Here is a 22,719-nt window from a genome sequence, read left to right on the forward strand (position 1 = left end):
CATATGCAGATTCAGATTCGACGTGTGACGTTCGACCAGGCTCGCCTGGATCGACAGGCGCGGGCGATTCTTTCATCTGTCGGGGAGTCGTCGGCTGAATTGGGCATCCTGTTCGTGGGCGATCGGCGGATGAAGAGCCTCAATCATCGGTATCGGGGGAAAGCTCGCACGACCGACGTGCTGGCCTTTGCGATGAGGGAGGCGCCCCATGCTTCAGCCGGACTGCTGGGCGACGTGGTGATTGCCGTGCCGACGGCAGTTCGCCAAGCAAAAGAGGGAGGGCGATCGCTGGATGAAGAACTCACCGTGTTATTGGTCCATGGCATTCTGCATCTCTGTGGTTACGACCATGAGCGGAGCGAGCAGGAAGCGCGCCGGATGCAGCGTCGTGAACGGATGGTTCTCCGGTCGATCGGGTCGATGCCGAAACGAGTAAATCGAAAGCAGCACGAGTAGATCTATGGGATGGCTGCAGCGATTGAGCGAGGGACTGACCAAAACGCGCGATGTCGTGCGCGGGTCCTTGGATCGTCTGCTGGGCCGTGCGGCAGATCCTGCCCTCCTGGAAGAGTTCGAAGAAGCCCTCATCGCCTCCGATCTCGGCGCCCGCGTTGTGGAGCGCGTGATGGAGCGTCTTAAGAAACAGTTGCAAGGGACCGATGCCTCGCAAACAGGCCTGGTCCAGCACACGTTGCGCGACACGTTGCTGGATGTGCTGACGCCGGTGCAGGGCTTGTCGTTGGAGGCTCTGCTCGCGAAGGGGCCCAAACCCTTCGTCATCCTGGCTGTGGGGGTGAACGGGGTGGGCAAGACCACGACGATTGCCAAGATTGCGCAACGGCTCGTGCAGGCAGGGAAGGTGCCCTTGCTGGTGGCAGCTGATACCTTTCGCGCGGCTGCTATTGATCAACTGCAAGTCTGGGCCGACCGGGTCGGCGTCGACGTGATTCGCCACCGCCATGGCTCTGACCCAGCTGCGGTTGCGTTCGACGGAATCGCTGCCGCAAAGGCCAGGCAGGTGGACGTGGTCCTCATCGATACGGCTGGCCGGCTCCATACGAAATCGAACCTCATGGAAGAACTCCGCAAGATCACGCGCGTCATCGCGCAGGAATGTCCCGGCGCGCCGCACGAAGTGCTCCTCGTGTTGGACGCAACAGTCGGGCAGAACGCGTTGGCGCAAGCCCGTCAATTCCATCAGACGGTCGGCGTCACCGGCTTAGTCCTGACGAAGCTCGACGGCACCGCTCGCGGAGGGATTGTCGTCGCGATCGCCGAGGAGCTCAAGTTGCCGGTGCGGCTGATCGGAGTCGGGGAGTCCGTCGAGGATCTTCAGGATTTCCAGAGCGAAACTTTTGTGGATGCGCTGATCGGAACCTCGGCGGTCTCTTCCTCCGTCTAGCGGGATGCTCAAAAAGTCCGCCAGCATCGTTCTCGCATCGTTCAGACCCTCAACGTACCTTCCAGGTACGCCTCAGGCCTTCACTCGCTGCGGCCTTGCTGGACGGCCTTTTTGAGCATCCCGCGGGAGTCTCCTGTTTTTACTCCAGATATCCATCCAGCTTGTGCTCGTCTGCCGCGAATGCTAAAACCCTTTCAATGCCAACTAGAAGTAGGTCTATCTCTTTTTCCTGCTTTTTTCTTCTCGTACTCTTCAGTCACAGTGCTCTCGGTCTAGCCAGCGCTGCAGCTCAGGTCACCCCGCACGTTGTGATCAAACATCATGATCTGTTCGTCCAGATCGTCCCTGAGCAACATCTGCTCATTGCCAAGGACCGCTTGACCCTTGAGGTGCCATCGCCGCAGTTTCCGATTCGTTTCTCTCTCGCCTCTACGCTTCAGATCGACCACATGACACTCGTGGAGGAATCGGTCGTGACGGAAGCTCCACTATACGATCTGCCGTTTGAACTCGAGCATGGTTCCACGTCTGAGTCGGCGCAGCAGATCGCCATTCCCGCTGGGGTCCTGCCTGCCGGACTGGTGACGCTGGAGGTGCAGTACCATGGCCTCATCAACGATCCACCGCGCGATCCACGCCATCTGCGCTTTGTGACGCCCAGCGAGACGGCCGGACATATCGGGCCGGAAGGCGTCTATGTGAGCAGCGAGAGCCGTTGGTATCCGGATGTCCCGGAATCGCTCAGCACCTACACCCTGTTGGTGGCCGTGCCATCCGGCTGGACCGTTGTGACGCAGGGGAAGGCCGGCGAGTCGCGCGCCTGCCCCAGCGGACTCTGTCTCAACGATCAGATGGTGCTGACGGAATGGACCGTGGCACAGCCGAGCGAGGCAGTCACGCTGGTCGCGAATAGATTTGTCGCCACGGTTCGAGACTGGACAGCCCTGACCGGTCAGAAGGTTCAGCTTGTGACCTATCTCTTTCCCGACGATGCGGATCTGGCAGAGGAATATCTCGATGCGACCGCTCGCTATCTGGAGGCCTACATTCCGCTATTGGGTCCCTATCCCTTCGAGAAGTTCGCCGTGGTGGAGAATTTTTTTGCGAGCGGACTCGGCATGCCGTCGTTCACCCTGCTGGGGAGCGGCGTCATCAAGCGCCATTATGTGCAGCCCTATGCACTCGGCCACGAGATCGTGCATTCCTGGATCGGCAACGGCGTGTTTAATCGCATCGATCGCGGGAATTGGGTGGAGGGCCTGACGACCTACCTGGCCAATTATTACTGGCACGAACTGACGGGAGATCGGGCGCAGGCGCGGGAGCAACGCCGGCTCATGGTGCAGGGCTACAATCTCCATGTGCCGCCTGAGCGGGACTATCCGGTCGGGCAGTTTATGCAGAAACAGGATGAGCAGGACAATGCCATCGGCTATCAAAAATCTGCCATGCTGTTTCATGCGCTGCGTCAGGAGGTGGGAGAAGAGCCATTCTGGCGGGCCCTGAAGACTCTGGTGGCGCAGTATCGCGGCATCCATGCGGAGTGGCGCGATCTCGAACGGGTCTTTGCAGAAGAGAGCCGTCAGGATCTCCGGTGGTTTTTCACGCAATGGGTGGAGCAGGCAGGGGCGCCGGCATTATCGTTGTCGGAGGCCGTCGCCCGTCCTGTGGCTGGGGCACCAGGCCAGATCTTTCAGCTTGAGGTCACGATTGTTCAATCGGGCAAGCCCTTTCGCCTTTCCCTTCCGTTGTTGATTCGCTTGGAGGGAGACCGGGAGCAGGTCATGATTGTGCCGCTCCGTGAGCTGAGCGAGAGGATTTCCCTGACCGTGCCAGCGCGACCGGTCTCGCTGGAGCTCGATCCTGACTTCATGGCCTTCAGACGGATTGCTCGGCAATCGTTGCCGCCGGTGCTCAATCACTATGTCACAGACCGGCGGCGATCGGTGTTGATGGCCTTCATGGATGAGCCGGGCCATCCCTCGCCGCTAGGAGACCTAGTCTTGCGCATCGAGGCTCAGGAAGAGCAGAAACCGCTCGGTGAGAGAACCACGATTGCTTCGCTGGCTCACGATGGGCTGTTGCCTCTGGAAGGTTCGGTGTTAGTATTGGGCGGCCCCGAGTTCCGTTCGAAGATTCAACCGATCCTGGTCAAACATTGCGGCGCGCGCGTGACCCTGGATGAGAAGGGCGTGACCGTGATGGGCGCGGCGCACGAAGGGCCCGGGCTGGCCCTGCTGGTCAGTTGCCATCGGGTCGACCGTCCCGGCAGCGTCGTGACGGTGTTGTATGGCGCCACGCCACAGGCCGTGACGAAAGTGGCGCGGATGCTCTTTTTTTACGGATGGAATAGTGTTCTTGTGTTTCACGATGGAGCGGCCGCGACTCGTGGAGAGTGGCCGCTCGCAAGCGATCGTACGGAGGTGCGTCTCGATGTCAGTAATCCCATTCGGTAAGTGGTGCATGATCGGACTGATCGGTCTGCTGCTCTGTGAGCAGCAGGGGCAAGCGGAGGGCCTTGCGCAAAAGGCGCGGCCGGTTCCTGCTCACCAGGCCGAGCGACATCTGAAGAACGTTCGCCAGTTGACGGTGGGCCGGCAGAATGCCGAAGCCTACTTTTCTTTCAGCGGGAACAAATTGATTTTTCAATCCACGAACAATTGGATGAAAGATACCTATGCGGCCATGCTCAAGCCGGCCGATGCCGGGCTGAGTTGTTATCAAATGTATGTGATGGACCTGGAAAGCGACACCGTGCGCTTGGTGAGCACCGGCACGGGCGCCACGACCGACGGATTCTTCTTCCCTGGCGATCGCCGCGTGCTCTATTCGTCGACCTATGCCACCGGGCCGAACTGTCCGCTGAAGCCGAAGGGGGCCTACCGCTGGGCCCTGGACGACTATGATCTCTATGCCGTGCGCCTCGACGGCCAGGAGATGCAGCGGCTGACCTCTTCGTCAGGCTACGATGCGGAAGCAACGGTCTCGCCGGACGGCAAGACGATCGTCTGGACCTCCGTCAAGGACGGGGATCTGGATATCTATGCCATGAATCTCGACGGGTCGAGGGCTCGGAGGCTGACGAACGAGGTCGGCTACGACGGCGGCGCCTTTTTTTCGCCGGACAGTAAACGCATCGTCTACCGGGCGTCGCATCCGACCGAGCAGGCGGAGATTGAGATGTACCAGGCTCTGCTTAAGCAAAATATGGTGGAGCCTCTGCAGCTAGAGCTTTTCGTGATGAATGCGGATGGAAGCGGGAAAAGGCAGGTCACGAAGAACGGGGCTTCGAACTTCTCGCCCTCCTATTTCCACGATGGCAAGAGGATCATCTTCTCCTCGAATATTGAAACGAAAGCCGAAGGAAGCAAGGCAAGTGTGCATCTCTACGCGATCGGTGAGGACGGCCAGACTCTTGAGCGACTCACGTTCGACGGACAGTTCAACAGTTTCCCCATGTTCTCGCCGAATGGCGCCAGCCTGGTTTGGGTGTCGGATCGCGGGGCCAAGACGCCTGGTGAGTTCAATGTTTTCCTCGCCGACTGGGTGCCGTAACAGGATGCTGAAAAAGTCCGCCAGCATCGTTCTCGCCTCGAAAGCATCCTCAACGTAGCCCAGAGACTACGCCTCCGGTGCTTTCGTCGGCTGCGGCCTTGCTGGACGGCCTTTTTGATCATCCTGTTGACGCCGATTATCGTTCAACGTGCAGACCAATTCTTATGGATCTCCCGCGATTGACGACTCACGACTCACGATTTACGTCTGCTGCAGCCGTGTTTCTCTCCGTCTGTTCACTCTTCCTCGTGTTTGTGGGGCTGTTTGAGAGGGATGTGCCTCTCGCCCGGTTCGTCCACTCGTTCTATCCACCAGTCGTTTCTGTTCCTAACCCCTGGCTGGTTCTGTTCAGCGATCTCGGCGACCGCCTCGGCAAAGGGGAGTCGCTGGTGCTCCTGAGTCTTGTGTTGTTGGCGGTCGGGTACGGATTCAAACACCAGCAGTGGAAAGACGCGGGCAGGCAGAGTCTCATCGCGCATGGTTTCGTGGCGGTGGTTGCTACGATGTTAAAACATACCATTGGCCGACCCAGGCCCAAGTTCATCGATACAGGCCACTTTGAGTTTTCTCCCGCTGGCGGGAGCGGGTGGGACTCGTTTCCGTCAGGCCATGCGTCGGCAGCATTCGCGGTCGCGACCGTGCTCGCCGCAAAGTTTCCGCGGGTGAGATGGCCCCTGTTCGCTGTGGCAGTGGCTATTGCCGCGAGCCGGGTCGTCCGCGGGTCTCACTATCCGACCGATGTGGCAGGAGGGGCAGCTCTCGGTTGTGTGATGGGGATGATCGCCGTGCATCCCTGGCGTGAATGGCGAACAGCGGTCAGAACCGCTGTGTGTCGGATCGCGCCATTTTTCGTGGTGACGTTCGCGTTCGTCTGGACGGTCACGCAGCTTCCGTCGAAGGGCTGGATCACGCAATCGCTTGTGTGCGGTGGCGGGGTGCTTACCCTGGCGGGACTCGCAGGCCATGTTGCGTGGAGGGTGCGATCGTCATGGCGTCCAGCTTGGCTGTCCGGGTCTCTGGCCCGCGCGCTTGTGGGCTTGGGATTAGGGATGACGACCGGTTCTCTGTTTGTTGCAACCGTGGCGCTGTTTGTCTGTGCTGCCCATTGGTTGGAGGGGCTCCATGTTCAGGCCGAGCCTATGGAGGATAGTCCAGTGGGGTTGCGGGCTGCCATGGGGGAGAGTCTGTTCGTCGCGGCGGTGCTGCTAGTGTTGGTGGCGAGCTATCTTTTGAAGGGTCTCGTGACGGTCTAGCAGGCCGCTCAATGGCCGAAAATGGTTGGCGGCTGCGGGGCATTTTCAGGAATCGTCACCATCGGTTGGTTGGCCAGCAATACATAGCCGTAGCGTTTGAGCAGAGGAACCAGTCCGGTTGCTTCTTCCGGCAACTTCGCCTGTGCGCTTTCCGGTAGTAGGATCATCACTCGCCTCGGCTCCTTCAGCGCCGCCCTGATCTTGTCCTCTTCCCCGAATGGCACGAAGAGCGTCTTGCGCTTCGCGTAAAAGACGGACGAGGGTCTTGTCACTCCATAGGCGATGAATTGATCCTGGGGTTCCAGGTTCAGTCCTGCTGCGTAGGCGAGTTCTTGTGGGGGCGCGATCACAAAGCGGTTGATGTGAGGCGTTGTAATTACGATGACGATCAGGACCAGTCCGGCCAAGGTCGCCCCCGCGGCCCAGAACGTTCCTCCGCGCCTCTCCTCGTTCAATCCAAGATAGCCCACTAACGTGATTCCGAGTAACAGAATGGCTGTCGCCAGATAGGGACCACTGCCGAGCCCCACCTGTCCTGCCAAGGGAAATTCACGCACCATTTTGGTGGCGTAGTTGGCGTAAAGCGTGGGGAGGCAGGCAAAGCCGATGGCCAGGAGATAACCCAGTCCCATCATAAGGTGAATGGAACCGCGAATCCCTTTCGTGGTCGGATCTTGCAGGCAGCGCGACCAGTAGGAGGCGGTCAAGAGAGCCGCGGCAGGAAACAAGGGCCCGATATAGTGGGGCAGGCGGGTCGAAGAGGCGGTGAAAAAGACAAAGACGCCTACGACCCAGAGGGCTGCAAAGAGTTCAAGCTCTGACGCTCTCGTGGAGTCTGACTGCGTGCCGGCGCGACGGAGCTGATACCAGTCTTTGAGCGTGCGATAGAGCGGGACGGGAAGGAGCGCGCTCCAGGGGAAGAAGCCGATGAGCAGGACCGGGAGATAGAAGAAGACAGTCCCGTGGTGCCCTTCCATCGGGCTGAGGAATCGCCCGATCGTATTGGCCTTGGCGCCAGAGGCATAGGCGTCGCCATGGATGTAAAACATGGCGGCATACCAGGGCGCGGCTAGCAGGATGAACAGCGCTATGCCGGCCAGGGGAATGCCCTGTTGCCAATAGTCTCGCCACCGGCGCGTCCAGGTCAGGTAGAGCGCCGCCACGATGAGGGGCACGGCGAACCCGACCGGTCCCTTCGTCAGGGTGGCGAGGGCCATGCCGACATAGAAGGCCCAGATCCATCGGCGGACGGCTCCTTCACCATGCAGGCCGAGCCAGAATCCATACAGAGCGGCTGTGATGAAAAAAATCAGGACACTGTCGGTCAGCGCCATGCGCCCGAGTCCGAGGATTTCCAGGTTGAGCAAGAGCATCAGGGCGCCGAAGAGCGCGACGGTTCGATCGCGCTGGTGCGCAAGAAACAGGTAGTGGAGGAGGATCAAGCCGACACCGAAGAGGGCGGAGGGGAATCGTGCAGCGAACTCGTTGACGCCGAACAGGTGATAGGACCGATCCATTAACCAATAGAGAAAGACCGGTTTCGCCACGCGCAGATCGCCGTTGAAGGTCGGTGTCAGGCGATCCCCCGACTCGAACATTTCCCGTCCTGCCTCAGCGTTCCGGCCTTCGTCACGGTCGGTCAAGCCCATGGCGCCGAGTCCCAGGAAGAACAGCAGCCCCGACAGGGCCAGGAGTGCGAGGAGCAGCAGGGCATGGTGAGAGCGGCTGGTCGTGGTCATAGGGTCGTTAGTCTCGGGCGGTCATGATTGTGGAGAGGACTGGCCTGCGGGAGGTTTCGCCTGGCTGGCACGAGCGATGAGAACCAGGTTGCGAATATAGACCACGGCTCCGACGCTCTGGCCTGCAATGAAGACCGGATCTTTTCGATAGATCGCATAGGCCAGGGTGATGAGTCCTCCGATCAAGCTCATATACCAAAAGGCGATCGGGACCTGGCTCTCCGCTTTTCGTTCGGAGGCAATCCATTGGATGACCCAGCGGCCGAAGAAGAGCCCTTGTCCGAGGAACCCGATGGCGAGCCAGATATGTTCGATGCTCATGGGCGATCAGATCCCTTGCCTGTTGCGATGCGGTACTTCAGGACCCGTCCCTGCATCCAGCGCACGGCGATGAGGTCGTAGAGGCTTTTGAAGAGGCGGTTGCCGAGACCGTATTTCGACTGGCCGTGCTTGCGAGCGTAATGGCGCACCGGCACTTCGGTGACCGTAAACCCATGCATCAGCGCCAGGGCCGGGAAAAAGCGATGCATGCCGTTGAAGAGCTGGAGCCTGTCCACGACGGCACGGCGGAAGATCTTCAGCGAGCAGCCGGTGTCGTGAACCTGGTCGCCCGTGACCGCGCTACGCACCGCGTTGGCAATTTTCGACGACAGAGTTCTGACGAGGCTGTCATGCCGGTTGGTTCGCCACCCGCACACGAGGTCGAAGGTCTTTGTGTAGGGCAGCAAGGTGCCGATGTCGGCCGGGTCGTTCTGGAGGTCGCCGTCGATCGTGATAACCAGATCGCCGGTCGAGCGTTTGAATCCCGCGTCGAAGGCCGACGATTGTCCATAATTGCGATCGAAATGAAAGACCCGTACCGATGGATGGTCCGCGGCGAGCCGATCGAGCAGGTCCGAACTGCCGTCTGTGCTGCCGTCGTCGATGAAAAGGATTTCAAAGGGCGCCGAGCGTGATTCATCGCAGGCCTCCAGGGCCTTGAGCAATTGCTCCGTCAAGGGAGCGAGATTGTCTCGCTCATCCTTGATGGGGACGATGACGGAAGCCCATGGATGGGATGGCACGGTCATGAGGGGTCGATATTCCTGACGCAGAAGGGGAGCCACAGAATCACGCGGGCATTCTACAGAATGATGGAGGGAGCGTCAAACGCTGTGGCGCCCTACGGTTGTTCCGCCAGAATCGTAAACCGCATCGTGCCCATCAAGCTCATCTCGTTGATCTCTTCTCCCACGTGAATTTCCACTCTGTATCGGCCGGGCTGCCATCTGGTTTGCGGAGGGGAGAGGGTGAGGTAGCCGCTTTCGTCTTCCAGCGCGATGTGCATGGCATCTTGTCCGATCATCAAGGCCGGGTCGAGGCCTGCCACCGTTTCCGGGAAGAGCCGTCCGAACACCTGGAACCCCTGATAATGCTGGTGGAGGTGAAAGACGATGAAGATGGTTGGAGTGTCGGGGCGGAACCGGTCAGTCGGTTTGACCGGCACGATTTCGTGCGTACGGCGAAAGCCGAGCTCCTCGTCGAATCCTTCCGCCATTGTAATGGAGAGGAAGAGACCCTGCGGAGGGGCATCGAAGTCGTAGGGAATGGCGTCTTGGGGGCGGTTCTGGAAATCAGGAATGGGAGGATTCTTGGTGATCGGCAGCTCCGCCGCCTGGGCGGCGGTTCCCGCTAGGTTACAGAAGACTATACAGAGCGCGATGAAAAAGACAGGCATGGTTGTTTTCGTACACCGGTCGATGGGAGCTGTCAAGGAGAAGGGGAGGCCGTTGTGGTCAAGGAGCGCCCGTTGCGGCTGTTTCCCGCCATCTGCTAGAATCCGCGCTTCTCGCCCAGCTCATGGGCTCCAACCAGGATTCTATTATGTTGCAAGACGCAGACGCCTTACCGCAGCTCATCGGCGACTATAAGCCGGTCGATCAATGGCAAGTCCATATCAATACGCTCTTCTATCGCTTCCGGGGCGATCAGATCCGTAGTTTCTACCAAACCTTTGCCTCGGCCGACTATCGGCTCGCCCATGCCCTTGCGGCAGACTACTTCGAAAAAGTTGTGAAGCGCGACAAAGCGTCAAACGTCAAACGTCAAACGTCAGGCGAGGGGAGTTCGCTTCCATCTCTGACGGTTATGGAATGGGGCCCCGGCAACGGCAACCTTGCCGCTTGTTTTTTGAGCCATCTGAAAGTTCTCGATACAGACGGAACGATCTATCCCCGCGTCCGCTATGTGTTGGTCGATTGGGAGCAGTCGGTGCTCGATGCAGCATTGGCCCATCCATTGCTCGCGCCCCACCGGGGCCAGGTCTCGACCCATCGAGGGACCGTGGATCGGCTCGAAGGTGTGGCGGATGGGAGCGTGGATCGTATCATCTGCAACGAACTGTGGAACGATCTCCCGACGAAGCTCATGTCGCGCCAGGCGAACGAGATTGAAGAAGAGTTTCTGCGGCCGAATTTGAGCGAAGCCCTGCACGCGAAAATTTCCGATTGGGCGACCTTTGTTCGCGCGTTCGACTCCATGGATGTAGAGACGCTCAAGGGGTTCCCTCCGTTTCTCGACGATTTGGTGTGGGAGCGGGAATATCGGACGGTCGAATGGAAAGAGGTCCCCTACCGGAAGACGATCACGGAGTTTCTCAAGCGTATCGATGAGCAAGTGGTGGTTCCCGTGAATATGGGGGCCTATGCCACGATCAAGGAAGCCAAGCGCCTGTTGGCGCGTGATGCGATCGGCTTCAGCAGTTTCGACGCGGGCACGGCGGACATGGACGTGCTGAACGATCCGGAGAAGCCCTGCTACGGCCAATTCGGCGGCCAGCAGAGTTTCATGGTCAACTTCGCGTTGGCGGAAGCGGTGGCCAAACAATTGGAAGCAGGCCCGATGACCATCGAAAGCCAGCGGGAGTTCGTGGGGCGCAGTTTAGGGACCAATGTCTTGACCCTCATGGATCTCATCGCCACCCATCCCTCCGCCGGCACGAGAATGGCGCCCTGGGAGCAGGACCGTCTGATGCTCAAGACGCTCCGTGCCTTGACCGAGACCTACAGCAGTCCCTATGCGCGCCGTCTGGATTTTCCGATTCCGCTGGAGATGCCGCCGGAGGAGCGCGACGTGCTTCAGGCGCTCGTGTCGGCGCTAAAGCCGACCGGTATTCCTGACACCGTCGCCTATCTGACAGAAGAAGAGTTGACGCTGGCCTCGAAGGATCTCGAAGACATCGGCTACGATCCCCAGTCGTTCATGATTGCCCTCACCGCGCCGCCGAGTCCGGTCGATTACTTTCACGCTTTCGTCAGCCCTCGCTGATCCTTGTGTGGAAGACTGCGTTCTCTCTGAGTTTCTACTTGACTAATCATTTGTTCTTCTATAGCCTTCCCCCCGTTCGGGGAGTGGCTCCTCTCTTTGGCCGGAAAAACGAGTGGAAGTAATCTCAATGCAGCGAGACGGTCTGGAAGGGCGAGCAGCGAGCGCTGTCCGTCGGTCTCGCGCATTACCTAATCACGCAACACGTATTACGAGGCACTGATGTTTGGATCATTCGGATGGATGGAATTAGTGCTGATTCTGGTCATTGTGTTGATCATTTTTGGCGCCGGCAAGATTCCGCAGTTGGGTGAAGGGCTCGGGAAGGCGATTAAAGGATTCAAGAAGAGCATCCACGAGGCTGATGCCATCGACGTGACGCCTCCTCCGTCCGATGCGCCGGAGGCGCAGCCGACTCAGATCGCACAAGCGGCCCAGCAGACGGCGGCCCCGGTTGAAGCAGCGCAGCAGATCAAGCAGGGCTAGAGCCGCAGTGAACCGTGATGCGTGTGAGGGTAGAATCTCAACAGCGGCCACTGATCACCCCTCACCTCTTACCCATCACGGGATTGCAACATGTTCGGATTGGGCGCCGGCGAAATTCTCATTATTCTGGTGATTGCATTCTTGCTGTTCGGCCCCAAGCAGCTGCCTGAAGTCGGTCGCCAGGTCGGGAAAGCGGTGAAGGGCTTCAAGGAAACGGCGGAAGACCTGCGTAAGTCGGTGGAGCCGGAACTGAACATGATCCAGCAGGAAGTGAAGATGGTCGAGCAGGACTTTCAATCCTCGATTAAAGACGCAGAGGAGCAGATCAATTCTGCCGGACAAAAAGCCGAACAGGGCACGGGGCTGACGAACCAGTCGGGCCAATCTTAGAAGAAGTGATGAGTGAGAAGTGATCAGTGATGGGTGGACGGCTAAGAGACTGAGTCAAAATTAAAAAAATACTTGTCATAATCATCGGGTTAGGGCAGATTAGGCAAAGTTAGAGTAGGTTAATGCAGGTTGAGGAAGGATGGGGAGCCGTGGGCACAACGGTTTTTCAGGCCAGAGCAGTGATGAAAGAGAGTGAGTCAATGACCGTGCAGGCAGTTGGATGTCAAGTCGGCAGCGCAGCGCCGGAACGTGCACCGGTGGCGGCTGTTATCCAATCAACAGGAGGAACGCTATGAGAAGTATCCAGGGACGGATGGGGTGGGCCGGTATGGCCACCTTCTTCAGTGCGGCCGTCATGGCCACGGGCATGTCATTCGTGACGGCCCCGGCCCAAGCCGCGTTTGAATTGCCGGAAGGTGAGAAGATCACCAACGTGCCGGCCATTCCTCGCGCGATCCCGCAGAAGGAAGCCTACGAACTCTACGATCCCAAGATCGGCAAGAATTTCGACCTCAAGAACTTCTGGCTCCGCGCCGATCTGCGCGTGAGGCCGGAAATGCGGAACAACACCTGCTTCGGCAGCAACATGAGCGGTACAGCCGGTGCCTGTAACGCCAGAAACACGAACACGACTGCGAATGGAACCAAAGGACAGCAAAACGATCAGTTCACGCAGCAGATGACCCGGTTGGGTATCGGCTACGATGTGTCGCCGGATGTGAACTTCTACATGGAGCTCATCAATTCGTCCACCTGGGGCACCAACAGTGCTACCGGCAACGGCACCGCTGCCGGAGCAAACGGGGGCGCGGCTGATCCCTCCTTGAACCACGGCACCGTGGGCGTGCGGGCAGCCTACATGCTGGTCCGCAATTTTGCGGGCGTGCAGGGTTTGAGCGTGAAGGCTGGTCGCCAATACATCGTGTTCGGCAACCACTCCCTGTTTGGCCACTTCGATTGGGCCAATACGGGATTCTCCCATGACGGTATCATGTTGAATTACAGCACCAAGTCCTTTGACACCTACCTCGGCTGGTTCCGTACCTCGGAAGGGGACATGAATCAGGGGGCACCGACTGGTTCGGTCCAGACGAACACGGTTGGCGCCGCCAATGGCGGCGGTTCGAGTGGCGATGCCAATATGTTCATTTTCTACAATCAGATCAAGTCTGTCCCCGGATTCCTGATCGAGCCCTATTACATTTTGTATGCTAATAGTGCAGTCTTCAACAATAATGCAGGAACCCAGGTCAATGCTGGGGCGGGCATTGGAACGGCGAAGCATTCCAATCAGATCCGCCATACGGTTGGTAACAGGATCGAAATGCGCAAGGGCAATTTCGATGCGACCAACGAATTGGTCTACCAGTTTGGTTCAATGGGTGATCAGATGAATGCAGTTGCCGACCAGAACACCGACGGTAAGCGGAACCTGCATATTAACGCCTGGGCCACCAGAAACTGGATCGGCTATACCCATTACCAGTCATCCTGGAAGCCACGGTTGGCTTTCAACTTCGACTATGCCTCGGGCGATGGACGTGCGCAGTGCGGCGCCGGCTTACAAGGGACTTGTAAGAGTGCAAATACGTTTGAGAACTTGTTCCCGACGAACCACATCCACATGGGTTACATGGACGTCCAAGCCTGGAAGAACATGATGAGCCCTTCGATCAACTTCCAAGCAAGGCCGACCAAGGATGACCATATCGAGATTTGGGCGACCAGCCTGAACCTGGCCAACAAGGAAGACAACTGGTACCGTGGCAGCCAGGGCGCCTATGTCTATTCGAAGGTGGGGAACACCAAGACGCACATCGGTGACGAATTGGACGTGGCCTACACGCACATGTTCATGGATGGCAAGCTGGCCTTCCAGGCTGCCTATGGCCACCTCTTTGCTGGCGGCTATATCGCGGAGAACCTGGGCACGAGCAGAGGCCAGGATTGGGCCTATGCGCAGCTCTGGGTGAATTTCTAAGAAGAACTCGAACAGTATAAGCAGGGCCGGGAGGATCTCCCGGCCCTGCTCAAAAAAGAAAGCCCCGCCGGGAGACCCCCGGCGGGGCTTCTTTTTGCCTTGTCGTTGGTTGCCGATGCTCCGTTAGTCGTCTATACTCAAACCGGTCCTACGATCCATCACCATCGCTTTTCCAATCAACTTCCAGTGGACGATTTAACTAAACAACTTAGCGAACGGTTCGGCTTTGCGACGTTTCGGCCTGGCCAAGAAGAGGTCATTCGCGCCGTGCTGGCCGGGCGTGACGCCATGACGGTCATGCCCACAGGACAGGGGAAATCCCTGTGTTATCAGCTGCCTGCGACCATCTTGCCGGGGTTGACCCTGGTGATTTCTCCCCTCATTGCCCTGATGCAAGATCAGGTGGCTAGCCTAAAACAGCGAGGGATCAAAGCGGCGGCGTTTCACTCTGGCCTCACAGGCTCTGAGAAGCACCGGGTAATTCAGGATCTCCATCAGAAGCGGCTTCAGTTGCTCTATCTGGCGCCTGAACGGATGCAGCATGATGAATTTCTCCAGCTCCTGCGCAGTCTCTGGGTCTCCTTGCTGGTGGTCGATGAAGCCCATTGCATCTCCCAATGGGGGCACGATTTCAGGCCTGATTATCTCAAGATCGGCCGCCTCCGCCAGGAATTGACCAATCCTCCCTGTCTTGCCCTGACCGCCACTGCCACGACCCGCGTGCAAATCGATCTTTGCAAGCGTCTGTCCCTCCGCGATCCGCTCCGGTTGGTCACAGGCTTCCGCCGGCCCAATCTTGCCCTGTCCGTCCGTCTCTGTCAGTCCCGCCAGGAGAAGCTGGCGACGTTGGAGCGGTTGGTTCGCGAGAGGGAGAAGGGCACGATCCTGGTCTATTGCGCCACGCGTCGGGCGACCGAAGAGGTCGCGGATTGGCTGGGACAGTCTCATCAATCGGTCGGCTACTACCATGCAGGTCTCTCGGATGAGGAACGGCAGCTCGTGCATCACGACTTCCGCCGTGGGACTGTGAGGATTTTAGCTGCGACCAATGCCTTCGGCATGGGGATCGATAAGTCGGATGTCCGGCTGGTCGTCCATTTCGATATTCCTGGAAGTGTGGAGGCCTATTATCAAGAGGTCGGGCGGGCCGGCCGCGATGGACAGCCGGCGGCCTGCGTCTTGTTGTTCCATGAGCGGGATCTGGCCACGCAGGAATATTTCATTCAACTGGCGGCAAAGGACCCGGAAGGCTCAGACCGAGCAGTGCGGATGAGGACGCTACTCCAAGAGATGCTGGGGTATGTGTCCATATCGACCTGCCGGCAACTGGCGATTCTCGATTATTTCAGCGATGAAGCAGAGAAGGCCTTGGGCCCCTGCGGTCTTTGCGATCGCTGTGTGGCTCCGGTGCAACAGGTGAGGCGGGAGGCTTCCTGCGATGACGCGGCTTCCGCGAAGGCGGTCTTGGCGACCGTGTCCTGGTGCGGGGGGCGGTTCGGTGTGAGCCGTATCGTCGAGGTTCTCCGGGGCAGCCGCTCGAAAGCGTTGTTGGCCTTTGGCGGGGAAAGCTGTCCTACGTACGGAATGTGTCGTGCGCTGTCGAAGCCATCCGTGACCAGCCTAGTGAAGGGGCTGATCGAGTCAGGCTATCTTCAGGTCGAAGGGGCGGAGTATCCCACGATCGATGTGACAAGCAAAGGGCAGGAGGTCTTGCAGGGGGCCGGTGCCGTCACGCTGAACGTTGTGGAGGAGCGCCAGAGAGAGGCGCCGGTGAAGAAGCTATCCCGCGAGAAGGCTGCGGCCACGGCGGCTCTTCCAGCATCGCCGGTGGACCAACAACTGTTTGACCGGCTCCGGAAACTTCGTACGGAGCTGGCAGAGGAAGAGGATGTCGCGCCGTTTGTGATTTTTCACGACAAGACCTTGAAGGCCATCGCCAGCCACATGCCTGCGACGCCTGCTGCCCTGTTGGAAGTTCCAGGGATCGGTGAGCTGAAGGCGGAACGGTATGGCAGGCGGGTGCTGGCAGTGGTGAATGGGGAGAGATAGCTCTCCGTTACGGTAGATTCCCCGCCTCTGCGAATCGCGCTTGCAGCTCCCCGTACGTCTTTGTCACAGGAAACTGCGGGAACTCCTTGGGCAGGTGATCCGGCGGACAGAAGAAGAACCCCGCGTGGGCCTCTCCTAACATGGCCGTGTCGTTGTAGGCATCGCCTGCTGCCAGGACGTGAAAGTTGAGAGACTTGAAGGCCGCCACTGAATGTTTCTTCTGGTTCTGCATCCGCATGTGGAAGTTGACGATGCGGCCTGCTGGATCGATCTCGAGTTGATTGCAGAAGAGCGCCGGGAATCCCAGTTGGCGCATCAAGGGATAGGCGAACTGATAGAAGGTGTCGGATAGGATGATGACCTGGCAGCGCTCGCGAATCCAGGAGACAAAGTCGATGGCTCCTTCCAGCGGGCCCATTTTGTCGATGACCTGTTGGATATCGTGAATGGTGAGCTTGTGCTCATCCAGAATAGCCAGGCGCCGTTTCATCAGGGCATTGTAATCCGGCATCTCGCGGGTGGTGATCTTCAATTCCTCAATGCCGGTCTTGAGCGCGACGTTGATCCAGATCTCCGGCACCAAGACTCCTTCTAAATCTAAACAGACGATGACGGGGCTCTTCATGTCGTCGCTTCTCCTTCTCAAGTAGACAATTAACGAGGGACGAGTCTATCGCCCCTTGCTGCTGGTGTTGCGCCTGTTCGTAAACTCCTGGCTGAGAAACCGCCACATATTGTCGAGGACCTGGTCCAAGAGGGATGAGCCTGGCCAGGTCTGTCTGGATTCCTCTTTATGCCGCTCGGCCCATTCTAAGGCCATTGGGAGCGGGATGAGTCGAGGGGGAGAGTTGGCCAAGGTTCCCCAGACCAGTCCCAGGATGGAACCGATTCTCATCGAGACCGGCAGGGGCGTGACCGGATTCTGCACCAGATCCTGGCAGAGTTCCGCCGGGGATGTGACGAGGAGCTCACGGCAGGCGGCGGGGCGCGCCTCGTAAATCGAGCACATCTCGTCCTCCAAATAGGGACAAGGGATTCTCAATGCATAGTACGACCGGTTGATCGGGTCGAGTGCTTCGTCCGGTATCGGATTGGAGGCCTCTGCCACGGCGTTGAGCTGATCCCAGAGGCCCGCTTGTGTCAGCCGGTTCTTCGTGTCGCTGAGGCGGTTTAGGAGGAGGCTGCGTCGATCGGTCGGCAACTGCTCCACATACTCACGCAGCGAGAAGGCTTCCGGGGGAGAGAGGGGAACCAGCATGCGGCAGCAGGCGGCGCAACCCATCCGGCAGGAGATGGTCTGGCCTGCCTCGATGGCCTGATGAGCTTCCAGCTGTGCGGCTTCCTCACCCAGGCGGCGAGCGACCGGGACAATTGCCGTGATGGGGATGAGTCCCGTCGGCACATCAATGGCCGTGGTCAGCCGTCCGGCTGGAGTGTTGAGCGCGACTTCAAATCGTTCGACCATGCAATCCCTTCGCCTCGTGCCGTTTTCTTGTCGGCATCATAGAGAAGCGTTGATTGGCTGGTCAACCGCACAACCGGCTAGAGTTTCCCTGCCAGCCAATAGATCACGAGGCCTGCCATTTCTGAGACCGCTTCGGTTGAATGTTTCAGCGCATCATCGTCCGGCAGGAAGTCGAATAGATCGATGTCGTCCAAGATTTCTCGTGGCAGGTTCTGTGAGACATAATCGCAGGGGGCCGGCGTGACCTGGAAGCCTTGCTTGGCAAATACTGGGACGGCACGTGGCAGATGGCTGGCGGAGCTCACGAGGAGAATCGAGGCTGGTCCGATCAGCCGTTTGGTCCCAGTCGCATTCTCATAGGTGTTTCTCGAACCCGAGTCGATCATCGCGGCAGACTCGGGAAGACCGAGGCGGAGCGCCCATCGTTTCATTTCTACTGCTTCCTCCGGGCCTTTTCCGAAGATGCGCGCATCTCCACCCGTCAGCACCAATATCGAGGCATAGCCCTGTTGGTAGAGATCCATGGCACATGTGACTCGCTCCCTGGAATGGGAAGATAGTTCAGTGGTCGGTCGAAGCGCCCCCTTCTCATGGACGCCTCCCCCCAAGACCACGATGGCATCGAAGCGGTCGGATGGCGTCAGCTGTGGCGGTCGGTGCCAGGATTCAAGCGAGCCGATCAGCAGGGTCGCGACCAATGGACTGGACAACATTACGAGGAGCAGAAGGGAGGAGATGACGAGTCGGCGCAGCCACTTCAGGTTTGTTGGCGAGAAGGGGCGGAGGGCTAGGACCGTGGCTGCGCTGAGGAGCAGCAGGACCCAGGTCAGGGGGTAGAGTCCATACTTGACGAACTTATAGAGACCGAAGAAGAATGGAGTGAGTTCCATTGGCAGACCTCAGTTAGAAACGAATTATCGCTCGCAGCATACAGGGAACGAGCCGAATGACCAAGCAGGAAGAGGTGACGTGATGGCACAAGGACGCCATTATTGGCTGATGAAATCGGAGCCGCGCGTATTTTCGATCGAGGATCTTGCGCAGGCTTCAGGACAGACGACGTGTTGGGATGGGGTGCGGAACTATCAGGCCCGCAATTTCATGCGTGCGATGGCCGTCGGAGACCAGGTGCTGTTTTACCATAGTAATGCCGAGCCACCGGCGGTGGTGGGCATGGCAGAGGTCGTGCGGACTGCCTATCCTGACGAGACCCAGTTCGACAAGACTCACCATCACTATGATCCGGCCAGTCCACGCTCCGCTCCACGCTGGGACATGGTGGATATCCGGTATCGTCAGACCTTCAAGGCCAGTTTGCCGCTCGATCGGCTGAGGCAGGAGCCGCGACTGAAAGATATGGTTTTGTTGCGAAAGGGTTCCCGCCTCTCGGTTCAGCCTGTGACGGAGGAGGAATGGGCTGTGGTGTTGAAGCTTGCGGGGGCCAAGAACAGCTAGGGGAATAACGAGTGCTGGTGTGACCATTCACGAGTCATGTGAACAGATTGATGCAATCAACTGTGGCCCGGTCATTCGCTGTCCAAACGAATCAGCTCATGTTATCCTCGGCACGGCGCAGTCAGGGAAATTGTGCTTGATGTGAGTCCTGGAGGAATGGTCATGACACATAATCGTCTGTTGTTCGCTAGCCTGATCGGGCTGATGGTCTCTGCATCAGGCCTGTCGATTTTCGACAATCTGAAGTCGGCGCAGGCGTCATCCTCCAGCCATGCGCCTCACGGAACGGTGACGATCGATGGGGTCACGGTTCCGGATATCGGCCCACTGCCGACTTCGGTTCCGATCCCTTCCACCAATCTGAGCTACAAAGCGAAAATCGAGCTCGGCAAGCAGCTCTACTTTGACGGCCGTTTGTCGAAGAGTGGCGCGATCTCCTGTGCCTTTTGTCATAACCCTGCGACTGGATTTGCCGACCCGCGCCAAACATCCATCGGGATCGACGGTGGCGTGGGCGGGCGTCAGGCTCCTACGGTCTACAACGCGGCCTTCAATCACGTGCAATTCTGGGATGGCCGCGCGCGCTCACTGGAAGAGCAGGCCATCGGGCCGATCCAGAATCCGATTGAGATGGGAGAGACGCACGAGCACGTCGTGAGGAAGCTCAGCAAGATCAAGGGCTATCAGCAGCAGTTCCGGGCCGTCTTCGGGACTGAGGTGAATCTGCAAGGGATTGCCGAGGCGATTGCCGCCTATGAGCGTACCGTCATTTCAACGAATTCTTCCTTCGATAAGTACGTGGCCGGTGATGCCAGCGCCATGGATGAACGCGCGGTGCGAGGGATGGCTCTGTTCAAGGGCAAGGCCCGCTGCATTCTTTGCCACAACGGACCGAACTTCACCGACAATCAGTTCCATAATCTTGGCGTGCCGCAAGTGGGGCCGCTGAAGGAAGACCTGGGCCGTTACTATGTTACCAAGGCGGAGAAGGACAAGGGCGCCTTCAAGACGCCGACGCTGCGGAGCATGAGTGAGACGGCTCCCTATATGCACGACGGGGCATTGAAGACTCCCGAAGACGTGGTGGGCTTTTACAATGGTGGGGGCGGAGCCAATCAGAATCTGAGTCCGCTCGTCAAGCCGCTCAATCTGACTGCTGATGAGAAGGCCGACCTCCTAGCCTTTCTGAAGGCCCTGACCGGGGAGCCGATTCCGTTTCAGCTCCCCAAAATTCCTAAAGATTAGGTGAATCCTTTTGGAAATCCTGTGTCTCCCATAGTCAGTCGCATGTCCCATTCCCAATCTAGGAGGTCGTCATGATCCGAGCTCTGAGTATCGCATCTGTGCTAAGTGTTTTCGTCTTCGCAATGGGAACGGCCTTCGCCCAGGGCAGCGCTGCTGCTCCTGCAGCAGAGAAGAAGCCTGGCCCGGCCGATGGTTTCAATATCCATGTGATGGCTCCGCACAAATTTGAAGACGGCACGGTGCATGGCCCCTATCACCATTACTGTAAGGGAATCTCACCAGAGGTTTTTCAGTGTCTGCTATTTGAATCGACCGAGCCCAATGCGCGGCTCACGGATGTCGAGTATTTCGTGTCTAAATCAGTCTCGCGCGCCCATGTGCCGTTGAAGACCTGGAACAAGTATTACCATGACCACGAGATCGAGATCGCCACGGGCCGCGTCCAGATTCTCGATATGCCGGAGGCGCAGGCCAAGGAAGTGGCCGCGATTGCGGCTCAGACGGACGGGATCATCTTCCACCTCTGGCCGGATGGAGCCAAGGCGCCAAACGGAACGGTCGGCCATCCGCAGTCTGTCGGCCACAAGCACCGGAAGGCGGAGAAGACGGACAAGTAGCGAGTTTTCGGAGAGGAACATTCTGAGCAGGGAGGGAATCCTCCCTGCTCTTCTCTGGACTCCTATTATGGGAGGTATGACGCGTGAATAGTTTGTTTCGGACTATTGTGGTGGCTGGCGCGCTGCTCCTCCAAGTTGTGCCCCTCTCGTGGGGCGCAAGTCAGGAAATCCTCCGCCCGCGTGTGCCGCGCGATCAGATCGAAGCGGCCCGTGCCGTGACCAATCCGTTCCCTCCCAGCGACGAGATGATTGCGAAGGGGAAAGCGTTGTTTGAAGGGAAAGCCTTCTGCAAGGCATGTCATGGAGCCGATGGGAAAGGGCTGGGAGGTGATATTGCACCGGGGAGTTTGAAGGGGCCCCTGCCGAGAAATTTCACGGATAAGGCCTGGCAAGCCACTCGAACCGACGGGGAATTGTTTTGGATTTTGAAGAATGGCAGCAAGGGCACGGCCATGGCTTCTTTTATTCCGCTTGTGCTGACAGAAGAAGAAGCCTGGCAGGTCCTGCTGTACGTTAGGTCTTTTGGTCGTCTGTGAACCATGGCAGGGGCTCACGCCAGGTTGATCCTCCGAGGCTTTTTCTTTCTATTATTCAGTGCGCAGCTCTTCTCGCCCTGCGAGGCGATGGCGGACTGGTCTGCCACAGTGGAGACCAAGGTCCTCTACACTGACAACGTGTTCGAGCATTCGTCGGCCAGGCGGTTGAGCCTGAGTGAAGACCCCAGTCAGCCGGCTATCGTGCCGGTGACGAAGCCCAGTGACGTCGTCTGGGAGCCTTCCCTTGATGTTCGCCATACCTCCACCCCCACAAATCTCGGTCAGACCGAAGTCTCATTCAAAGCGCACGGTTTTATCTTCACCGACAATCCCATTTTCAATCACGGAAACTACCGGATTCAATTGAAGCAGGCGCTTGATTCCGAGACGTCCCTGTTGCTCCGTTATCGCTATGTGCCGAATCTCTTTTTGGGTCCGAACAATGAACGGCGCACCGGCCGACGGTTGGAAGAGGAAGAGCGGGTGACGTCCCATATCTGGCGGCTGCAACTGGAGCGCCATCTGACCGAGTTTTTCACCGCCACCCTGGTGGGCCGCTACGGCCTCCGTCAGTTCAACGAATCGTTTGCCGAGCGGGATACGACGTTCTGGACGTCGGGGCCGCAGCTGGAATGGGCCCTTAACTCCTGGCTCAGGTTGACGACGGCCTATCTTTATGAGCGGGGATTAGCGGACGGGCGGCAGGAGGTCCAATTCAAGGACGATGTCTCCTACCGCCAGCATTTTGCGTCACTGGGGGCCACGGCCTGGATGAATCCGTCCCTGTCGTTGACCGTTGGTTATGCCTATAGGCGGAAAATGTTCACCAGTGAGATTGCCGGGGATTCGAATCGTGGGGTGGTTGATACGACGCATCAGGGGTCTGCGGAGCTGCGCTATGAGGTGAATCAGGCAGCGGCGATGACCCTGGGATTTCAGCGGAGTCAGCGCTCATCGAATGTCGGAGCACGTGACTTTTTTAATACGAACACGTCACTTGGCGTTCAATACCGATTCTAGCCAGGCTAAATAGACTTGTGTCGTAGCCCGTCCAGGACTGCACAAGGAAGGATGAGGGGGAATAGGGGATGTAGAGAGGAGTTTTGGTGGGCCGTGTAGGGGTTGAACCTACGGCCCGCTGATTAAGAGTCTGGAACAGCCTCTTTCGCAACCCACCTCACAGCCTAACAACGCGGAATCGCTCGTTTTCATGCGTGGCCTAGAATGTGCTCATGTGGCCATA

At 58.3% G+C, this 22,719-nt stretch carries 22 protein-coding genes; 15 read left to right on the forward strand and 7 right to left on the reverse strand.

Features of this window, described 5'->3' with window-relative positions; all coding sequences use genetic code 11:
* Positions 1-3 precede the first annotated feature (3 nt).
* From ybeY to NT179_12755, 5 genes are all read left to right on the forward strand, one after another.
* Positions 4-456, forward strand: a complete 453-nt coding sequence (gene ybeY / locus NT179_12735; protein MCX5722875.1) for an rRNA maturation RNase YbeY — start codon at positions 4-6, stop codon at positions 454-456.
* A gap of 4 nt (positions 457-460) precedes the next feature.
* On the forward strand, positions 461-1,402 hold the full coding sequence (gene ftsY, locus NT179_12740) for a signal recognition particle-docking protein FtsY (protein ID MCX5722876.1): 942 nt from the start codon (positions 461-463) through the stop codon (positions 1,400-1,402).
* 308 nt (positions 1,403-1,710) lie between these two features.
* Entirely contained in the window at positions 1,711-3,858 is a 2,148-nt protein-coding gene (locus NT179_12745) for a M1 family aminopeptidase (protein MCX5722877.1), read from the forward strand.
* Entirely contained in the window at positions 3,836-4,957 is a 1,122-nt protein-coding gene (locus NT179_12750; GenBank protein MCX5722878.1) for a hypothetical protein, read from the forward strand. Before NT179_12745 ends, NT179_12750 begins: the two co-directional genes overlap by 23 nt.
* A 164-nt stretch (positions 4,958-5,121) precedes the next feature.
* On the forward strand, positions 5,122-6,210 hold the full coding sequence (locus tag NT179_12755) for a phosphatase PAP2 family protein (GenBank protein ID MCX5722879.1): 1,089 nt from the start codon (positions 5,122-5,124) through the stop codon (positions 6,208-6,210).
* Between the two features lie 8 nt (positions 6,211-6,218).
* Here NT179_12755 and NT179_12760 read toward each other — a convergent pair whose 3' ends face one another.
* The 4 genes from NT179_12760 to NT179_12775 form a co-directional block, all read right to left on the reverse strand.
* Positions 6,219-7,949 carry a glycosyltransferase family 39 protein gene (locus tag NT179_12760; protein ID MCX5722880.1) on the reverse strand — a complete coding sequence of 577 codons (1,731 nt, stop codon included), beginning with the start codon at positions 7,947-7,949 and terminating at the stop codon, positions 6,219-6,221.
* Positions 7,950-7,970: 21 nt separating this feature from the next.
* A complete protein-coding gene (locus tag NT179_12765; protein ID MCX5722881.1) occupies positions 7,971-8,270 on the reverse strand; it encodes a lipid-A-disaccharide synthase N-terminal domain-containing protein in 300 nt (99 codons plus the stop codon).
* Positions 8,267-9,019 (reverse strand): glycosyltransferase family 2 protein, encoded by a 753-nt coding sequence (locus tag NT179_12770; protein MCX5722882.1) that lies wholly within the window; start codon positions 9,017-9,019, stop codon positions 8,267-8,269. Before NT179_12770 ends, NT179_12765 begins: the two co-directional genes overlap by 4 nt.
* Positions 9,020-9,111: 92 nt before the next feature.
* Positions 9,112-9,666 carry a hypothetical protein gene (locus tag NT179_12775; GenBank protein MCX5722883.1) on the reverse strand — a complete coding sequence of 185 codons (555 nt, stop codon included), beginning with the start codon at positions 9,664-9,666 and terminating at the stop codon, positions 9,112-9,114.
* 146 nt (positions 9,667-9,812) lie between these two features.
* Here NT179_12775 and NT179_12780 point away from each other — a divergent pair, with 146 nt between their 5' ends.
* The 5 genes from NT179_12780 to recQ all read left to right on the forward strand — a co-directional run bounded on the left by NT179_12780 (position 9,813) and on the right by recQ (position 16,158).
* Entirely contained in the window at positions 9,813-11,255 is a 1,443-nt protein-coding gene (locus NT179_12780; protein MCX5722884.1) for an SAM-dependent methyltransferase, read from the forward strand.
* A 219-nt stretch (positions 11,256-11,474) separates the two neighbouring features.
* Complete coding sequence (gene tatA / locus NT179_12785; GenBank protein ID MCX5722885.1) at positions 11,475-11,738, forward strand: twin-arginine translocase TatA/TatE family subunit; 264 nt, start codon at positions 11,475-11,477, stop codon at positions 11,736-11,738.
* 90 nt (positions 11,739-11,828) lie between these two features.
* Positions 11,829-12,128 (forward strand): twin-arginine translocase TatA/TatE family subunit, encoded by a 300-nt coding sequence (locus NT179_12790; protein MCX5722886.1) that lies wholly within the window; start codon positions 11,829-11,831, stop codon positions 12,126-12,128.
* A 292-nt stretch (positions 12,129-12,420) separates the two neighbouring features.
* Positions 12,421-14,109 (forward strand): alginate export family protein, encoded by a 1,689-nt coding sequence (locus tag NT179_12795; GenBank protein MCX5722887.1) that lies wholly within the window; start codon positions 12,421-12,423, stop codon positions 14,107-14,109.
* Between the two features lie 186 nt (positions 14,110-14,295).
* A complete protein-coding gene (gene recQ / locus NT179_12800; protein ID MCX5722888.1) occupies positions 14,296-16,158 on the forward strand; it encodes a DNA helicase RecQ in 1,863 nt (620 codons plus the stop codon).
* A gap of 7 nt (positions 16,159-16,165) precedes the next feature.
* Here the strand turns inward: recQ and thrH are convergent, their stop codons facing one another.
* The 3 genes from thrH to NT179_12815 form a co-directional block, all read right to left on the reverse strand.
* Positions 16,166-16,783 carry a bifunctional phosphoserine phosphatase/homoserine phosphotransferase ThrH gene (thrH, locus tag NT179_12805; GenBank protein ID MCX5722889.1) on the reverse strand — a complete coding sequence of 206 codons (618 nt, stop codon included), beginning with the start codon at positions 16,781-16,783 and terminating at the stop codon, positions 16,166-16,168.
* 45 nt (positions 16,784-16,828) lie between these two features.
* The gene (locus NT179_12810; GenBank protein ID MCX5722890.1) at positions 16,829-17,623 is read right to left on the reverse strand and encodes a YkgJ family cysteine cluster protein; all 795 of its coding nucleotides are present in this window, start codon (positions 17,621-17,623) and stop codon (positions 16,829-16,831) included.
* Positions 17,624-17,700: 77 nt separating this feature from the next.
* The gene (locus NT179_12815) at positions 17,701-18,513 is read right to left on the reverse strand and encodes a YdcF family protein (GenBank protein ID MCX5722891.1); all 813 of its coding nucleotides are present in this window, start codon (positions 18,511-18,513) and stop codon (positions 17,701-17,703) included.
* Positions 18,514-18,595: 82 nt separating this feature from the next.
* On the opposite strand from NT179_12815, the gene NT179_12820 reads away from it, so the two are divergent.
* The 5 genes from NT179_12820 (at position 18,596) to NT179_12840 (ending at position 22,496) form a co-directional block, all read left to right on the forward strand.
* Positions 18,596-19,078, forward strand: a complete 483-nt coding sequence (locus NT179_12820; protein MCX5722892.1) for an EVE domain-containing protein — start codon at positions 18,596-18,598, stop codon at positions 19,076-19,078.
* Positions 19,079-19,240: 162 nt separating this feature from the next.
* Positions 19,241-20,323 (forward strand): cytochrome-c peroxidase, encoded by a 1,083-nt coding sequence (locus NT179_12825; GenBank protein MCX5722893.1) that lies wholly within the window; start codon positions 19,241-19,243, stop codon positions 20,321-20,323.
* A 71-nt stretch (positions 20,324-20,394) separates the two neighbouring features.
* Complete coding sequence (locus NT179_12830; GenBank protein MCX5722894.1) at positions 20,395-20,940, forward strand: DUF1264 domain-containing protein; 546 nt, start codon at positions 20,395-20,397, stop codon at positions 20,938-20,940.
* An 83-nt stretch (positions 20,941-21,023) separates the two neighbouring features.
* Positions 21,024-21,476, forward strand: a complete 453-nt coding sequence (locus NT179_12835) for a c-type cytochrome (protein MCX5722895.1) — start codon at positions 21,024-21,026, stop codon at positions 21,474-21,476.
* A gap of 3 nt (positions 21,477-21,479) precedes the next feature.
* Positions 21,480-22,496 (forward strand): hypothetical protein, encoded by a 1,017-nt coding sequence (locus tag NT179_12840; GenBank protein MCX5722896.1) that lies wholly within the window; start codon positions 21,480-21,482, stop codon positions 22,494-22,496.
* The last annotated feature ends 223 nt before the right edge of the window (positions 22,497-22,719 follow it).

The sequence above is a fragment of the Nitrospirota bacterium genome, from assembly GCA_026387665.1.
In the GTDB taxonomy this organism is placed as follows: Bacteria; Nitrospirota; Nitrospiria; order Nitrospirales; family Nitrospiraceae; genus Palsa-1315.

Coding starts and splice junctions, on each gene's coding strand:
- ybeY (MCX5722875.1), top strand. CDS start 4: ATGCAGATTCAGATTCGACGTGTGACGTTCGACCAGGCTCGCCTGGAT.
- ftsY (MCX5722876.1), top strand. CDS start 461: ATGGGATGGCTGCAGCGATTGAGCGAGGGACTGACCAAAACGCGCGAT.
- NT179_12750 (MCX5722878.1), top strand. CDS start 3,836: ATGTCAGTAATCCCATTCGGTAAGTGGTGCATGATCGGACTGATCGGT.
- NT179_12755 (MCX5722879.1), top strand. CDS start 5,122: ATGGATCTCCCGCGATTGACGACTCACGACTCACGATTTACGTCTGCT.
- NT179_12760 (MCX5722880.1), bottom strand. CDS start 7,949: ATGACCACGACCAGCCGCTCTCACCATGCCCTGCTGCTCCTCGCACTC.
- NT179_12765 (MCX5722881.1), bottom strand. CDS start 8,270: ATGAGCATCGAACATATCTGGCTCGCCATCGGGTTCCTCGGACAAGGG.
- NT179_12770 (MCX5722882.1), bottom strand. CDS start 9,019: ATGACCGTGCCATCCCATCCATGGGCTTCCGTCATCGTCCCCATCAAG.
- NT179_12775 (MCX5722883.1), bottom strand. CDS start 9,666: ATGCCTGTCTTTTTCATCGCGCTCTGTATAGTCTTCTGTAACCTAGCG.
- NT179_12780 (MCX5722884.1), top strand. CDS start 9,813: ATGTTGCAAGACGCAGACGCCTTACCGCAGCTCATCGGCGACTATAAG.
- tatA (MCX5722885.1), top strand. CDS start 11,475: ATGTTTGGATCATTCGGATGGATGGAATTAGTGCTGATTCTGGTCATT.
- NT179_12790 (MCX5722886.1), top strand. CDS start 11,829: ATGTTCGGATTGGGCGCCGGCGAAATTCTCATTATTCTGGTGATTGCA.
- NT179_12795 (MCX5722887.1), top strand. CDS start 12,421: ATGAGAAGTATCCAGGGACGGATGGGGTGGGCCGGTATGGCCACCTTC.
- thrH (MCX5722889.1), bottom strand. CDS start 16,783: ATGAAGAGCCCCGTCATCGTCTGTTTAGATTTAGAAGGAGTCTTGGTG.
- NT179_12810 (MCX5722890.1), bottom strand. CDS start 17,623: ATGGTCGAACGATTTGAAGTCGCGCTCAACACTCCAGCCGGACGGCTG.
- NT179_12815 (MCX5722891.1), bottom strand. CDS start 18,513: ATGGAACTCACTCCATTCTTCTTCGGTCTCTATAAGTTCGTCAAGTAT.
- NT179_12820 (MCX5722892.1), top strand. CDS start 18,596: ATGGCACAAGGACGCCATTATTGGCTGATGAAATCGGAGCCGCGCGTA.
- NT179_12825 (MCX5722893.1), top strand. CDS start 19,241: ATGACACATAATCGTCTGTTGTTCGCTAGCCTGATCGGGCTGATGGTC.
- NT179_12830 (MCX5722894.1), top strand. CDS start 20,395: ATGATCCGAGCTCTGAGTATCGCATCTGTGCTAAGTGTTTTCGTCTTC.
- NT179_12840 (MCX5722896.1), top strand. CDS start 21,480: ATGGCAGGGGCTCACGCCAGGTTGATCCTCCGAGGCTTTTTCTTTCTA.